This is a genomic window from Streptomyces sp. NPDC050548, assembly GCF_044457385.1.
Classification (GTDB): Bacteria; Actinomycetota; Actinomycetes; order Streptomycetales; family Streptomycetaceae; genus Streptomyces.
The window spans coordinates 91,934-105,313 of the sequence record NZ_JBITGV010000012.1; the positions used below are offsets into that span (position 1 = coordinate 91,934).

Here is a 13,380-nt window from a genome sequence, read left to right on the forward strand (position 1 = left end):
GGGGGAGTGAAACGTGACCGGGGCCACGATAGGCCGACAGCTCCCCGCGCGGGGAGCTGTCGGGTGCCTTGTCTGTCGGCTCAGTGGTCGTCCCAGTGGCCGTTGTGCTCGGCGTGGCGGTGGCCGTCGTGGACGTAGTCGATGTGATCGCCGTGCAGGACGCTCTCGTGGCCGCAGTCCTGGCCGTGCTGGTGTGTGTGCTCCTGGTGGGGGACGTGGCCGCCCGGCTCGCACTCGTCCCAGTGGCCGCCGTGCTCGCGGTGCAGGTGGCCGTCGTGCGCGTAGTCGACGTGGTCGCCGTGCGGGACGGGGGCGTGGCCGCAGTCCGGGCCGTGCGTGTGGGTGTGTGCGGAGTGCTCCAGGTGCAGGGTGGTCATGGGGCTCACCTTCGGAAGTGCGGGCTATGACGACGGACAGGCTGCCATGTGAACCTCGCATATCGGGGCATCCCGGTCGGGGTGGGTGTCGGGTGCGTGGCGGTACGGCGAGCCCGCCGCGGGTTGTGCCCCTCTGGTGTTGTCACAGTGGGCGGCGTGGGGACCAGCTGAGCGGCGGGCTCGCCGTACCGCCACGCCCCGCTCCCGTGCGTCGGCGGGTGCGGGCTCGTGGTTCATCGCTATTTCTCGGTCAGTAGATGAGCACCGCTGCGCAGAGCGCCACGGCCACCGTGCACAGCACCGCCGCGGTCGCGTGGCGGGGAGGCAGGGGTGGGGGTGGTCCGCTGTCGGTTGTGAGGGTGGTGATGCGGTGGTGGGCCAGGGTCAGGAAGGCGAGCCAGAGTGCGCAGCACAGGGCGCAGATGATGATGCCCTCCGCGGTGACTCCGCCGTGCAGTGCCGCCTTTGCGGCCAGGACTGCGGCGACTGTGCTTGACAGGGTCGTGCGGCGCCAGGCCAGGCGGGTGCGTTCGGGTTGCAGGCCCGGGTCGCGGTCCGGGGGGCTGGTCATCCTTCCCATCCGGCCAGTACGACGATGACCATTGCTACGGCCACGATCGCCACGGCGATGCTCAGGAGTGCGGGGAAACGGGATACGGGCAGGTCCTTGCCCTGGCGCATCGCCCGTTCGCAGCGCACCCAGTGGTTGACCGCGCGCAGTGAGCACAGGACGCCTGCCGCGAGGAGTGCGAGGGCAAGGCCCACTCGCCAGGCCCAGCGCAGGTCCGGGAGGAACTGGTCCACCGCGAAGCCGCCGCCGATCAGCGCGAGGGCGGTGCGCAGCCAGGCCAGGAAGGTGCGCTCGTTGGCCAGTGAGAAGCGGTAGTCGGGGGTGCTGCCCTCTTCGCTGATCTCCTGGGGTGCGAACCACAGCCGGACGTTCCGTGCGAAATCGATCACGGGAGCGACCCTATCCGGACGTCTGGGAGTGGTACTCCTTGAGTCGTTCGTAGGCCGCCAGGCCGTCCGGTACCCATTCCCAGTCGTTCAGGCGCCGTTCGATCTCTCCCTCCTCCAGGAAGGCGTGCCAGTCGACCTCTTCGACCTGGGGGCTGATCGGTAGTTCGCAGCGCACCTCGTACACCGCCGACCACCAGGTCCGGCCGGCGCCGTCGTCGTACAGGAACTTGAAGAGGAAGCCGGGTTGGGGGAGGCCGGTGACGCCGAGTTCCTCCTCCGCCTCGCGCAGGGCCGCGTCGTCGTAGGACTCGCCCGCGCCGACCACTCCGCCGACGAACATGTCGTAGAGGGAGGGGAAGACGAGTTTGGTGGGGGTGCGGCGGTGGACGAAGACGCGGCCCTGGGCGTCTCGGGTCTGGATGAAGACCGCGCGGTGGCGCAGGCCCTGGGCGTAGGCCTCGCCTCGCGGGGACTGGCCGGTCACGCGGTCGTGTTCGTCGACGATGTCCAGGATTTCGTCTGCTGCGCTCATGGCCCCATCCAAACAGAGGGGAGAGGGGGTCAGCGGGGCTGGAGGGTGAGGGTCGGCTGCTGTTTTGTCGTGCCGCTCGGCATCGCGGGGTGCATGCCCAGGAGCAGGATGCCTACGACGATTCCGGCGAGGCCCACCGCCTCCCAGGCCAGTGCGCCGGTGTCGGTGCGCAGCTGGTCGCCCAGGAAGCCCACACCGCAGATGATCCCGGCCAGCGGCTGGGCCGCGGTGAGGGCGGGGAGGGACATGCGCAGGGGGGCCGTTTCGAACGCGCTCTGTACGAGGACCAGGCCCGTCACTCCGAGCGCCAGTACGCCGTACGGCTGCCAGCCGGTGACCAGTTCGGCGAGGCCGCCCTCGGTGAAGCGCTGGCCGCTGACCCGGGTCAGCGCGTCCTGGACGCCGTAGAGGAGGCCTGCGGCCAGGGCCAGGAGGACCGGGGCCGCGCTGAGGCGGGAGCGTTTGGCGTAGGCCGTGAGGAGGAGGGCCAGGCCCACCATCGCGCCGATGATCAGCCAGTGGCGGAAGGGGTCCGTCACCGCTGTGCCGCTGCGCGGTTCGCCCGCGACGATGAACGTCGTCACTCCGCCGGCCAGGAGTGCCAGGCCCGTCCAGCCCTGGCGGCCCAGGGGTTGTCTCGTCTGCTTGCGGGAGAGGGCGAGGGCGAAGAGGAGGTTCGTGGCGAGGAGCGGTTCGACCAGGGAGACCTCGCCCTGGGACAGGGCTATCGCGCCCAGCACCATGCCCGCGATCATCAGGGCGATGCCACCGAGCCAGCGTGGCACCTTCATGAGGTCGAGGAGCAGTCTCGGGGAGAGGAAGTCGCTGAGGGGTGCCTGCTGGGCCGCGTTCTGCTGGAGTACGAACCCGAAGCCGAGGCAACAGGCCGCACTCACGGAGAGCATCAGAACCAGAACCGACACGCTGCGTACCTCGATCGTTGGGCCGGGCTACGGGATGCGTTGGGGCGACTGTAGCGCCCAGGGGTCCGGCGTGCCCCTGGAAGTTCCCGGAAGCGGGACCGTGCTGCAATGGTCCGCCCCCGCGCGCCCGAGCGCCATGGCGTACGACACATCGGTTACCCGTGAACGCTTGGGAGCGTACCGTCCCGGGTAGGGGTTGTGGTCACAAGTGCCTTTTGTGAAAAGGTAGTTGACAGGAGTAACAGCCGTACGGCACTTGACGCGAAGTGTTGGCTGGGGGTTTGCTGTGCGTGATCGGCCGATGGCACGCCGATGTCCCGCAGCGTCGCGTGAGGATCGTGAGGAATACCCGGGTGTCCCCACCCCCGCCACCCCTCGGACGCCGTAACAAACGTGCGGCCCAGGCATTCGACGCCGCCCTCGACGACGGAGAACTCGTCACCGCGCGAGCCGCGTTGGCCCAAGGGCGCTGGCAGGCGGTGCGCGGTCTGCTCGCCCAGACGGGCGACGAGTGGGATCTGCGCGCCCACCGGGTCACCGTCCTCGCCCAGGAGTCCTACACCACCGCCTGGGCCCGTGACTGGCTGCTCGCCGAGCCCGAGTCCGCCGACGCCTCCGTCCTGCTCGCCGTCGCCCTCGTCCAGCGCGTACTGGCCGGCAAGGAGAAGCCCGTCCGCGCTCGCGACGCCTGTCGTACGGCGGCGGCCCGGGTGCCCGCCGATCCGACGCCCTGGCTCGGACTGCTCCTCCTGGAGCACAGCCTCGGCACCGACGAGGGCGTCGTCCAGCTCTTCGACGAGGTCCGCCACCGGCACGCCGACCACCACCACGCCCACCATCTGATGGTCGCCAGGCTGGCCGAGCGCCGGGCCGCCGCGGGCCTCGACCCGCTGCACGAGGTCTACGACTTCGCCTACTGGGCCGCCGAGCAGGCCCCCGCCGACTCCCCGCTCGCCATCCTGCCGGTCGTCGCGCACACCGAGCGTTACCGCGTGCTGGCCGCCGCCGGCCTGGAACCCGCCGACCCGGCCGCCTCCGAGCACTGGTCGGGACGCCGGGCCCGGCAGGTGATGAAGGCCGCCTTCGACTGGTGGCTGGAGTGGGAGCACGAGGGTCATCCACGCCGTCTGGTCGACCTCAACTTCCTCGCCCACGCCAAGTACTACGAGGGCCGCGGCGCCGAGGCCGCCGCCCTGTTCCACCGCATCGGGGAACACCCGACCCCGGCCCCCTGGTCCTACCCGGACCGCGACCCGCTCACCGCTTTCCGTGCCGCGCGCGACCATGCGCTCGGTACGACGTAACGCCCCCGTAGCGACCCCGAAAGGACGTTCCCGCCATGACGACGGGCAGTTCCAGCACGAGCAGCGCCACCGCGGACGGCGGCGGCATCAGTACGTTCAGAGGGCAGGAACGCGCCCTGCGCGCCGACCGCCTCGGCACCGGAGGCCTGCTGCTCTCCGTACTCGCGGCGACCGCGCCCCTCATGGTGGTCGCGGGTGTCATGCCCACCACATTCGCGGTGATGGGCATCGAGGGGCAGCCGCTTCTCTTTGTCCTCCTCGGCGTTGTGCTGGTCCTCTTCAGCGTCGGATACGCCGAGATGAGCCGGCACGTCCACAATGCGGGCGCCTTCTACGCCTATATCTCCCGCGGCCTCGGCGGTACCGCGGGCGCCGGCGCGGCCCTGGTGGCGCTCGTCGCGTACAACGCCCTCCAGGTCGGCATCTACGGCATCTTCGGCTTCGAGGTCTCCGGGCTCTTCTCCACCTACGCCGACCTTCAAGTGGCCTGGTGGATACCGGCGTTGGTGGCCGTGGCCGTCGTCGGCGGGCTCGGCTGGCTGAAGATCGACGTCAACGCGCGTGTGCTCGGCGTGCTGCTGATCGTCGAGGTCGCGCTCGTTGTCGTCTTCGACATCGCGGCCGTCGCCGATCCGGCCAAGGAAGGCCTGTCCCTGCACGCCTTCAACCCCGACACCCTCAGCGGCGCCGGCGTCGGCACCGCCCTGTGCTTCTGCATCGCCGCCTTCCTCGGCTTCGAACAGGCGCCGGTGTACGCAGAGGAGACCAGCCGCCCGCACATCCTGGTGCCGCGCGTGATGTTCCTGGCCGTCAGCGGCGTCGCCGTCTTCTTCGCGCTCAGCTGCTGGGCGATCACTGTGGCGACGGGGCCCTCCCAGGTCGTCGGGGTCTCCCAGAAGCAGAGCGCGGGTCTGCTCTTCTATCTGACCGAGTCCCGGCTCGGGGGCACCTTCACCGACGTGCTCCATGTCCTGTTCGTCACCGGCATGTTCGCCGCCATGCTCAGCTTCCACAACGTCGTCGCCCGGTACGCCTTCGCCATGGGCCGCGAGGGCCTGCTGCCGTCCGCCTTCGGCCGTACGACCGGCTCCAGCGGCGCCCCCGGCACCGGCTCGCTGCTGCAGACCGCGGTGTCCGCCGTGATCGTGATCATCTTCGCGGTGGCGGACGACAAGCCGACCGGCGACCCGACCGAACCGGTCCTGCACCTGTTCACCTGGTTCGGCAACATCGGCGCTCTCGGCGTGATCGTGCTGATGGCCGCCGCCTCCCTCTCGGTGATCGTCTTCTTCGCCCGCCGCGGCTCCGCCGGTGCCCAGGCCTGGCGGCTGGTCACCTCCGCGCTGTCCGGCATCGCGCTCGTCGTCATCGCCGTCTACACCGTCAAGGACTTCGACGTCCTGGTCGGCTCGGGCCCCGGCTCGTCCCTGAGGTGGATCCTGCCCGGCATCGTCGGCCTCGCCCTGCTCGTCGGCCTGGCCCAGGGGCTGTTCCTGCGCTCCCGCAACCCCGAGGCGCACGCCCGCATCGGGCTCGGCAACGAGGCGTTCCAGCTGGACAAGGCGGCCACGGAGGCGCCGTAGGAACCTGTGGGCGGGCTGTCGTTGCTGAGAAGCACGTAAGAAGTGGTTACGGAAGTCTGACGAGCATCCGCGATCCCTGGCCGCGCCGGGGTCGCGGGTGTTCGAATGAGTGCGTGAACCCTGAACCAGCCGAGTCGCCCGAGCCGTCCGAGGAGGAGAAGGAAGCGCAGGGTCGGCCCATCGGCCGCCGTGTCCTTCTCGGCACCCTCGGCCTGGGCGCCCTCGGTGTCGTGTCCGCGCCCGTTCTGCAGAAGGGCATGGACGGGTTCCTCGGCGCCGTCTCCGGCAAGGACCCCACCGGGCTGACCGGACTGCTCCCGAACGGCGGCGGCTTCCGCTACTACTCCGTCACCGCGTCCGTGCCGAACAGGAACGCCCAGAACTACCGGCTGACCGTCGACGGCCTGGTCGACAAGCCGGCCACCTACACCCTGGCCGACCTGCGCGCGATGCCGCAGACCCGGCTGGTCAAGGACGTCCAGTGCGTCACCGGCTGGCGGGTCCCCGGCACCCCCTTCGAGGGGGTGCGACTGTCCCGGCTCCTGGACGCCGCGGGAGTGCGCGCCAAGGCCGGGGCGGTCCGCTTCACCTGCTTCGACGGCGCCTACACGGAGAGCCTCACCCTCGACCAGGCCCGCCGCTCCGACATCCTCGTCGCGCTGCGCATGCAGGACAAACCCCTGGGCCACGACCACGGCGGCCCCGTCCGCCTCTACGTCGCCCCCATGTACTTCTACAAGTCCGCGAAGTGGCTCTCCGGCATCACGGTCACCGAGCACGTCAAGCCCGGCTACTGGGAGGACCTGGGCTACGACGTCGACGCCTGGGTCGGCAAGTCGAACGGACGCGACGATGACCCTACGAGCTGAAGCCCACGCCCCCGCCACGGAGCCGTCGTCACACGTCCGCCGCTTCGGCCGCACCGAGCGCTGGGTGCACCGGACCACGGCCGCGCTCATGGGCATCTGCGTGGCCACCGCGGCCTGCCTCTACATCCCGGAGTTCGCCGAACTCGTCGGCCGCCGCCAACTCGTCGTCCGCATCCACGAGTTGGCCGGGGTCGCGCTCCCCGTGCCCGTCCTCTTCGGCCTGTTCTCCCGGGGCTTCCGCGTCAACCTCGGCTTCCTCAACCGCTTCGGCCCGCACGACCGGGTCTGGCTGCGCGGCGCCCTGATGCGCGACAAACGCCGCTCGGCCCGCCCGGCCGACAAGTTCAACGCCGGCCAGAAGATCTACGCCAACTGGATCGCCGGCGCGAGCCTGGTGATGCTCGGCACGGGCCTGATGATGTGGTTCACCCACCTCACCCCGATCATGTGGCGCACCAGCGCGACCTTCGTCCACGACTGGCTCGCCCTCACGATCGGCATCGTGCTCGGCGGCCACATCGGCATGGCGCTCGGCGACCCGGAGGCGCGGGCGGGGTTGCGTACGGGGAAGGTGAGCAGGGACTGGGCGAAGCGGGAGCACCCGCTGTGGAAGCCGTGAGCGCGGTCAGCATTCCTTGGCCCGGTAGGCGCGCCCGCTGACGTATTCGACGCGCAGCCCTGGGTCCCCGTCCCGCAGCACATAGAGGGTGCCGTCCCAGGGGGCCCAGTACCGCGGTACGAGGAACAGGCGGTCGCCCGAGACGTGGAACAGCCGCAGCCCGGCATACCGGAAGTGGTAGGGGCTGCCCTTCTCCGCGACCGCCGAGACACAGCTGCCGCCGCCCCGGATCAGCAGGTCCTGCTTGCTGAACACGACGACGGCCGGGAACCCGTCCGCGACCGTGGCGGTCGTCTCGGCGGCGCGGCCCCGGCCGACGATCTCCGCGTACGCGGACACCGCCCAGAACAGTGAGACGACGGCGACCAGCAGGGTCGGCACCCAGATACGCGCCGCCCTGCGCCGGTCGGCGGGCCGCGTGTACGCGTACGCGCTCAGCAGGACGCCAGCGAGGAGCGCCAACGGGATGACGAGATTCAGCGCACCCGGGGCGACGTAGTAGAGGGCGAGCAGCGGAAGCGACGGCAGCCAGGCGTACCGCAGGACGCGCAGCACCCGCGCGGTGCGCTCCGGGTCGCGCTCCTCCCGGTGGTGCAGGGCCGCTGCCGCCATCCACACGGCCGCCGCCACGAGCACGGGGAAGTAGAGCGCGTCCACGCTGCGCAGCAGGTAGTCGGCGGTGGAGAACCGGAAGAGCGTGTCCCGCAGTCCGAGGGCCCGCGTCTCGGCGTCCGTGCTGGCCCAGCCGAAGTAGAACAGCACCGCGGTGAGGAGGGAGAGCAGCGAGCCGACGGTGCCGAGGAACTCGACCCATTTCGGGGGGCCGGGGGTGGGGGGTGGTTCGGGGGGTGGGGGCGATGGGCTTGGTGGATCGGGTGGCTGTGGTGGGTCCGGTGGGCTCGGTGGGTCGGGTGGCTCTGGTAGGTCCGGGGGGCTGGGTGGGCTCGGCGGGTCGGGCGGGTCCGGTGGTTCTGGTGTGGGGGCGTTCACCGGGAGTGGGCGGCGCCGGTCGAGGGGGACGTCCCCGGGGAGGTGACCGGCGAGTTGTCGGGGGAGCCGGGGGCGACGAGGGTGAAGGCGTTCTTCAGGGTCACCGGCGTTCCCCCGTTGTGGGTGAGGCTCACGGTGACCTTCTGTCCGTAGCCTCCCGGTCCCGGATCGGGGACGACGACCTCGAAGGTCTCCTGGTCGGGTGGTTCGGCCTTGGGGTTGGGGTCGTCCCCGGGGAGTTCGGCCGGGACGCCGGCGATGGTCATCGTGCTCGCGCCACCGAGAAGTTCCGCCTTGTCGAAGTAGATGCCGCCGACCGTGACGGTGATCGTGTCGCCCGGCTTGGCCGCGCCGTGGGCACCCGCCTTTACGGAATCGATCCGGAAGCGGCAGACCGCTCCACCGCCGCCTGCCGCGGAAGCCTTCAACTTCACGGTGGTGGACGGGTGTTGCCCGTGGAACCGCAGGATTCCACCGAGCGCGCGGTAGGCGGCGCCGCTCTTGCAGCCCTTCAACCCGCCCTGGAGCGCGGCATAGTCCGAGGCCGCGAGATTCCAGTCGCCGCCCTGCCCCTGCACGGCCTTGCACGCCTCGGCGAGTCCGCGGAGCACCCGCCAGTTGTCGTTGTTGCCGTCGAGACCGGCCGGGATCTGCTGGGCGGTGTCCGCGCAACTCGCGGGCTTCTCGCCGAGCAGGTCGTAGACGACCTCGGGGTCGATCGTCGTGTCGGTGTTGGGCGAGTGCGGCCCGGGCGGTAACCAGGCGGGGCCCTCTATGCCGCCTCCGCCTCCGCCACCGCCGCCTGTATTGCCGGATCCGCTCGAACTGCCCGAACCGCCGGTCCCGTTGGACCCGCCCGAGCCACTGGACCCACCGGTACTTCCCGAGCCGCTCGATCCACTGCCACCGTTCCCGTCGGGCGGCTTCCAGGTGGGCATGCCGCCACCTGTACTGCCGGTGCCACCCGTACCGCCGGTGCTACCTGTACTGCCGGTGCCACCCGTACCACCGGTGCTACCTGTACTGCCGGTGCCGCCCGAGCCGCCCGTGTCCCCGGTCCCGTTCCCGTCCTGACCTCCGTTCGCGGTCCCGCCGGCGGCGCTCGTGCCACCGCCGCTCCCACCTTCGGACGACTTGCTCGCGGTGTTCCCGTCGCCACCGCCGCACGCGGCCGCGGTCCCGATGGCCAACGCCCCCGCGAAACACAGCGCCGATATGCGCACGCCGAGCGAAACCCCCATGACGCCCCCCGTTGCGGTCGCCCCCGGGCTTGCCTCGCCGGGCCGGTGGCCGCGCGCGGGCCCCAGTGGGTCTCCTCATGATGGGACGGCCCGGTCCGCCCGGGAAGGCGATTCGCCCAAGATGCGAGAGCAGGGGTGAATCGATGCTCGGGAGACAGATCAGGAGACGAGTCGGTCGGCGCGAGCCCGGCTCAACTCTCGAAGTCCAGCAGCACCTTGCAGGACCGGCTGCGGTCCGCCGCCAGCGCGAACGCCGACTCGGCGTCCCGGACCGGCACCACCGCGCTGACGAGCGCGTCGAACGCGGGCTCCACGGCGAGGAGTTGGAGCGCGTCGTCGAACTCCGTGTCGAAGCGGAACGCGCCCCGCAGTTCGATCTCCCGGCTGACGACCAGATTCCCCGCGAAGGGACTCTGCCCCGGCGGCAGCATCCCGAGCTGCACGACCACCCCGCCCCGCCGCACCAGCCGCAGACAGGTGTCGAGTCCGGCTGCCACCCCGGACGCCTCGATGGCCGCGTCGACCTCCGACGGCCACCCGGAGTCGTCCGGATCATCGGCCCGTACGACGGCGTCGGCACCGGCCGCGGTGGCGTAACTCAGCGCCGCCGGAAGGAGATCGGTGACCGTGACGTGTGCCGCTCCGGCCGCCTTCGCCGCCGCGACGACCAGACAGCCGATCGGGCCCGCGCCGGTGACCAGCACACGGCGTCCGGTCACGTCCCCGGCCCGGCGTACGGCGTGCAGGGCGACGGAGAGCGGTTCGGCGAGGGCGGCCCGGCGCAGCTCCAGGCCTGCCGGTACCGGCCTCAACTGCTCCGCGGGGACGGTGACTTGGGCCGCGAAGCCGCCCTGTACGTGCGGGAAGCGGGCCGCGCTGCCCAGATACGCGGTGTCGCGGCAGACGTTGCGTCGACCGTCCGCGCACTCGGGGCAGACCCCGCACGGAGTGGCCGGGTGCACCGCAACTGCCGTACCGACAGCGGGACCTGAGCCTCCGGGGCCGTAGGACAGGACCGTGCCGACCACCTCGTGCCCGAGCAGCATCGGTTCCTTGAGGCGGAAGTCGCCGACGCCGCCGTGGCGCCAGTAGTGGAGGTCGGAGCCGCATACTCCGCCGTAGCGGACGGCGACCAGGGCCTGGCCGGGGCCGGGCTCGGGGACCGTCAACTCCTCGACGCGCAGATCTTCCTGACCGTGAATCACACAACCCAGCATGTTCTGGACTCCCGTTCTCTACAGCACGCTCGTCATGCCGCCGTCGACGTACAGCACCTGTCCGCTCACGAAGTCCGCGGCGGGCGACGCCAGGAACAGCACTCCGCCGACCAGGTCGTCCGTGGTGCCCCAGCGGCCGGCCGGGGTCCGCTTGCGCACCCAGGCGCTGAACTCCTCGTCCTGGACGAGGGGTTGGGTCAGTTCCGTCTCGATGTAGCCGGGGCCCAGGCCGTTGACCTGGACGCCGGACGGGCCCCAGTCCGCGCACATGCCCTTGGTGAGCATCTTCAGCGCGCCCTTGGTGGCCGCGTAGGGCGCGATGCCTGGGCGTACCACCTCGCTCTGCAGCGAGCAGATGTTGATGATCTTCCCGTGGCCGCGTTCCGTCATCCGCCGGGCCGTCTCACGGCCGACCAGGAACGCGCTGGTGAGGTTGGTGTCGATGATGCGGTGCCAGTCGGAGTCGGTGAACTCCAGGAGCGGGGCGCGCAGTTGCATGCCCGCGTTGTTGACCAGGATGTCCAGCGGCCCGACCCGGTCTTCGATGTCCTTGATCCCGGCGGCCACTGACGGACCGTCGGTCACGTCGAAGACGGCCGTGTGGACATCGCCGGGCAGTTCGGCGGCGGCCTTGGCGAGCCGTTCGCCGTCCCGTCCGTTCAGGACGACCGTGCAGCCGGCCTCCGACAGGCCCTGCGCGAGGGCGAGTCCGATGCCCCGGCTGGAGCCGGTGACCAGGGCCGTACGGCCACTGATGTCGAAGAGAGGGTGACTCATTCCCGTACCCCTAGATCACGAGTGAGAGGAGGAGGACCAGTCCGCCGGCGACCACCGAGATGATCGTCTCCATGACGGACCAGGTCTTGAGGGTCTGGCCGACGCTCAGGCCGAAGTACTCCTTCACCAGCCAGAATCCGGCGTCGTTGACATGGCTGAAGAAGACCGAGCCCGCGCCGATCGCCAGCACGAGGAGGGCGGTGTGGGTCGACGACATGTCGGCGGCCAGCGGGGCGACCAGACCGGCCGCCGAGATGGTGGCGACCGTCGCCGAACCGGTCGCCAGCCGGATCGCCACCGCGATCAGCCAGGCGAGCAGCAGTGCCGGGATCGACCAGTCCTTGGAGATGTCCAGGATCATCTGGCCGACGCCGGAGTCGATCAGCGTCTGCTTGAAGCCGCCGCCCGCGCCGACGATGAGCAGGATGCCCGCGATCGGCATCAGCCCCTTCTCGACGGTCGAGGACAGCCGTTCCTTGGTGAAGCCGGCCGGGCGGCCCAGCGTGAACATCCCGACGATCACGGCCGCGAGGAGCGCGATCAGCGGCGAGCCGATGACGTCGAAGACGCGCTGCACGGTGTGCGTGGAGTCGTCCACGATGATGTCGACCAGCGCCTTGGAGAGCATCAGCACGACCGGCAGCAGGATCGTGGCGAGGGTCGCGCCGAAGCCGGGACGGTTCTCCAGGTCCTCGGAGGGGCGCTGCGGGAGCATGCGGTCGGGTGCCTGGACGTCCACCCAGCGGGCGGCGACCTTGGAGAACAGCGGCCCGGCGATGATCACGGTCGGGATCGCGACCAGCACGCCGAGCGCGAGGGTCAGACCGAGGTTGGCCTTGACGGCGTCGACGGCGACCAGCGGCCCGGGGTGCGGCGGTATGAGCCCGTGCATCACGGACAGACCGGCCAGGGCCGGGATGCCGATCCGCATCAGCGAGTAGTTGCCGCGCTTGGCGACCATCAGCACGACCGGGATCAGCAGCACGATGCCGACCTCGAAGAACAGCGGCAGCCCGATCACGGAGGCGATCAGGACCATCGCCCACGGCATCGACCGGGGGCTCGCCTTCGCGAGGATCGTGTCGACGATCTGGTCCGCGCCACCGGAGTCGGCGAGCAGCTTGCCGAGGATCGCACCGAGGGCGATCAGCACACCCACACCGGCGACCGTCGAGCCGAGTCCGGTGGTGAAGCTGGTGATGGCCTTGTCCAGCGGTGCCCCGGCGAACGCGCCGAGCGCGAGCGAGCCGATGGTCAGCGCCAGGAAGGCGTGCATCTTGAACTTGGTGATGAGCAGGACGATGACGGCGATGCCCGCCAGTACGGCGATGCCCAGCTGCGCGTGGCCGGCCGAGGTGATGGGCTCGACGGGGTCCGCTGCCAGCATCTCGACGCTGAGTCTGGTCACGGTGGATTCCTTGCGGATACGGGGGAGGGGTAACAGGTAGTGCTAGGAGGTCGGCTCGGGGACCTGTTCGAGCGCGGTCATCGCCCGCTCGGCGATCTGCTCCGGGCTGCCGCTGACGTCCACGGCGACACCGGCCTCGTCCGGCTCAAGCGGCTGAAGCGTGGCGAACTGCGAGTCGAGCAGCGCGGTCGGCATGAAGTGCCCGTGCCGGTGGGCCATCCGGTCTTCGATGAGCGCGCGGTCGCCGGTGAGATGCACGAAGACGACCCTAGGAGCGGCGGCCCGCAAGCGATCGCGGTACGACCGCTTCAGCGCCGAGCTGCTGACCACCCCGCCGAGCCCCGCGCGCCCGTGCGCCCAGGAGCCGATGGCGTCCAGCCACGGCCACCGGTCCTCGTCCGTCAGCGCGTGCCCGGCCGACATCTTGGCGATGTTGGCCTGCGGGTGGAAGTCGTCGCCCTCGGCGTACGGAACGCCGAGCCGGGCCGCGAGCAGGGGACCGATGGTGGTCTTCCCAGTGCCCGCTACGCCCATCACCACGACGACATGGGGGGTACGCATCGCTGCCTCACTGTCTCCG

At 70.6% G+C, this 13,380-nt stretch carries 15 protein-coding genes; 4 read left to right on the forward strand and 11 right to left on the reverse strand.

The features are described from left to right. Positions 1 to 80: 80 nt before the first annotated feature. The 5 genes from ACIBJH_RS29945 to ACIBJH_RS29965 all read right to left on the reverse strand — a co-directional run bounded on the left by ACIBJH_RS29945 (position 81) and on the right by ACIBJH_RS29965 (position 2,792). Positions 81 to 377 carry a hypothetical protein gene (locus ACIBJH_RS29945; RefSeq protein ID WP_399119990.1) on the reverse strand — a complete coding sequence of 99 codons (297 nt, stop codon included), beginning with the start codon at positions 375 to 377 and terminating at the stop codon, positions 81 to 83. Positions 378 to 627: 250 nt separating this feature from the next. Further along, positions 628 to 948, reverse strand: a complete 321-nt coding sequence (locus ACIBJH_RS29950; RefSeq protein ID WP_399119991.1) for a DUF202 domain-containing protein — start codon at positions 946 to 948, stop codon at positions 628 to 630. Beyond that, entirely contained in the window at positions 945 to 1,337 is a 393-nt protein-coding gene (locus ACIBJH_RS29955) for a YidH family protein (protein WP_399119992.1), read from the reverse strand. The genes ACIBJH_RS29950 and ACIBJH_RS29955 overlap by 4 nt, the downstream gene beginning before the upstream one ends. A 10-nt stretch (positions 1,338 to 1,347) precedes the next feature. Beyond that, a complete protein-coding gene (locus ACIBJH_RS29960) occupies positions 1,348 to 1,869 on the reverse strand; it encodes an NUDIX hydrolase (RefSeq protein ID WP_399119993.1) in 522 nt (173 codons plus the stop codon). Positions 1,870 to 1,898: 29 nt separating this feature from the next. Next, the gene (locus ACIBJH_RS29965) at positions 1,899 to 2,792 is read right to left on the reverse strand and encodes a DMT family transporter (protein ID WP_399119994.1); all 894 of its coding nucleotides are present in this window, start codon (positions 2,790 to 2,792) and stop codon (positions 1,899 to 1,901) included. A gap of 353 nt (positions 2,793 to 3,145) precedes the next feature. Here ACIBJH_RS29965 and ACIBJH_RS29970 point away from each other — a divergent pair, with 353 nt between their 5' ends. The 4 genes from ACIBJH_RS29970 to ACIBJH_RS29985 all read left to right on the forward strand — a co-directional run bounded on the left by ACIBJH_RS29970 (position 3,146) and on the right by ACIBJH_RS29985 (position 7,167). Beyond that, positions 3,146 to 4,096, forward strand: coding sequence for a hypothetical protein (locus tag ACIBJH_RS29970; RefSeq protein ID WP_399119995.1), 951 nt, complete (start codon positions 3,146 to 3,148; stop codon positions 4,094 to 4,096). A gap of 35 nt (positions 4,097 to 4,131) precedes the next feature. After that, complete coding sequence (locus ACIBJH_RS29975; RefSeq protein ID WP_399119996.1) at positions 4,132 to 5,679, forward strand: APC family permease; 1,548 nt, start codon at positions 4,132 to 4,134, stop codon at positions 5,677 to 5,679. Positions 5,680 to 5,792: 113 nt separating this feature from the next. After that, positions 5,793 to 6,548, forward strand: coding sequence for a molybdopterin-dependent oxidoreductase (locus ACIBJH_RS29980; RefSeq protein WP_399119997.1), 756 nt, complete (start codon positions 5,793 to 5,795; stop codon positions 6,546 to 6,548). Continuing rightward, positions 6,532 to 7,167, forward strand: coding sequence for a cytochrome b/b6 domain-containing protein (locus ACIBJH_RS29985; protein WP_399119998.1), 636 nt, complete (start codon positions 6,532 to 6,534; stop codon positions 7,165 to 7,167). The genes ACIBJH_RS29980 and ACIBJH_RS29985 overlap by 17 nt, the downstream gene beginning before the upstream one ends. A gap of 6 nt (positions 7,168 to 7,173) precedes the next feature. Here ACIBJH_RS29985 and ACIBJH_RS29990 read toward each other — a convergent pair whose 3' ends face one another. The 6 genes from ACIBJH_RS29990 to ACIBJH_RS30015 form a co-directional block, all read right to left on the reverse strand. After that, complete coding sequence (locus tag ACIBJH_RS29990; RefSeq protein WP_399119999.1) at positions 7,174 to 7,929, reverse strand: hypothetical protein; 756 nt, start codon at positions 7,927 to 7,929, stop codon at positions 7,174 to 7,176. A 224-nt stretch (positions 7,930 to 8,153) separates the two neighbouring features. Continuing rightward, positions 8,154 to 9,095: a hypothetical protein gene (locus ACIBJH_RS29995; RefSeq protein ID WP_399120000.1), complete on the reverse strand. Its 942-nt coding sequence runs from the start codon at positions 9,093 to 9,095 to the stop codon at positions 8,154 to 8,156. A gap of 494 nt (positions 9,096 to 9,589) precedes the next feature. Then, the gene (locus tag ACIBJH_RS30000) at positions 9,590 to 10,615 is read right to left on the reverse strand and encodes an L-idonate 5-dehydrogenase (RefSeq protein ID WP_399120001.1); all 1,026 of its coding nucleotides are present in this window, start codon (positions 10,613 to 10,615) and stop codon (positions 9,590 to 9,592) included. A gap of 18 nt (positions 10,616 to 10,633) precedes the next feature. After that, positions 10,634 to 11,392 carry an SDR family oxidoreductase gene (locus ACIBJH_RS30005; protein WP_399120002.1) on the reverse strand — a complete coding sequence of 253 codons (759 nt, stop codon included), beginning with the start codon at positions 11,390 to 11,392 and terminating at the stop codon, positions 10,634 to 10,636. A 10-nt stretch (positions 11,393 to 11,402) separates the two neighbouring features. Continuing rightward, positions 11,403 to 12,800: a gluconate:H+ symporter gene (locus ACIBJH_RS30010; protein WP_399120003.1), complete on the reverse strand. Its 1,398-nt coding sequence runs from the start codon at positions 12,798 to 12,800 to the stop codon at positions 11,403 to 11,405. A 42-nt stretch (positions 12,801 to 12,842) separates the two neighbouring features. Next, positions 12,843 to 13,361, reverse strand: a complete 519-nt coding sequence (locus ACIBJH_RS30015) for a gluconokinase (RefSeq protein ID WP_399120004.1) — start codon at positions 13,359 to 13,361, stop codon at positions 12,843 to 12,845. Positions 13,362 to 13,380 lie beyond the last annotated feature (19 nt).

Bases quoted from the DNA above. Each gene is read 5' to 3' on its own strand.
- ACIBJH_RS29945 (WP_399119990.1), bottom strand. From the start codon at position 377: ATGACCACCCTGCACCTGGAGCACTCCGCACACACCCACACGCACGGC.
- ACIBJH_RS29950 (WP_399119991.1), bottom strand. From the start codon at position 948: ATGACCAGCCCCCCGGACCGCGACCCGGGCCTGCAACCCGAACGCACC.
- ACIBJH_RS29960 (WP_399119993.1), bottom strand. From the start codon at position 1,869: ATGAGCGCAGCAGACGAAATCCTGGACATCGTCGACGAACACGACCGC.
- ACIBJH_RS29975 (WP_399119996.1), top strand. From the start codon at position 4,132: ATGACGACGGGCAGTTCCAGCACGAGCAGCGCCACCGCGGACGGCGGC.
- ACIBJH_RS29985 (WP_399119998.1), top strand. From the start codon at position 6,532: ATGACCCTACGAGCTGAAGCCCACGCCCCCGCCACGGAGCCGTCGTCA.
- ACIBJH_RS29995 (WP_399120000.1), bottom strand. From the start codon at position 9,095: ATGCCCACCTGGAAGCCGCCCGACGGGAACGGTGGCAGTGGATCGAGC.
- ACIBJH_RS30000 (WP_399120001.1), bottom strand. From the start codon at position 10,615: ATGCTGGGTTGTGTGATTCACGGTCAGGAAGATCTGCGCGTCGAGGAG.
- ACIBJH_RS30005 (WP_399120002.1), bottom strand. From the start codon at position 11,392: ATGAGTCACCCTCTCTTCGACATCAGTGGCCGTACGGCCCTGGTCACC.
- ACIBJH_RS30015 (WP_399120004.1), bottom strand. From the start codon at position 13,361: ATGCGTACCCCCCATGTCGTCGTGGTGATGGGCGTAGCGGGCACTGGG.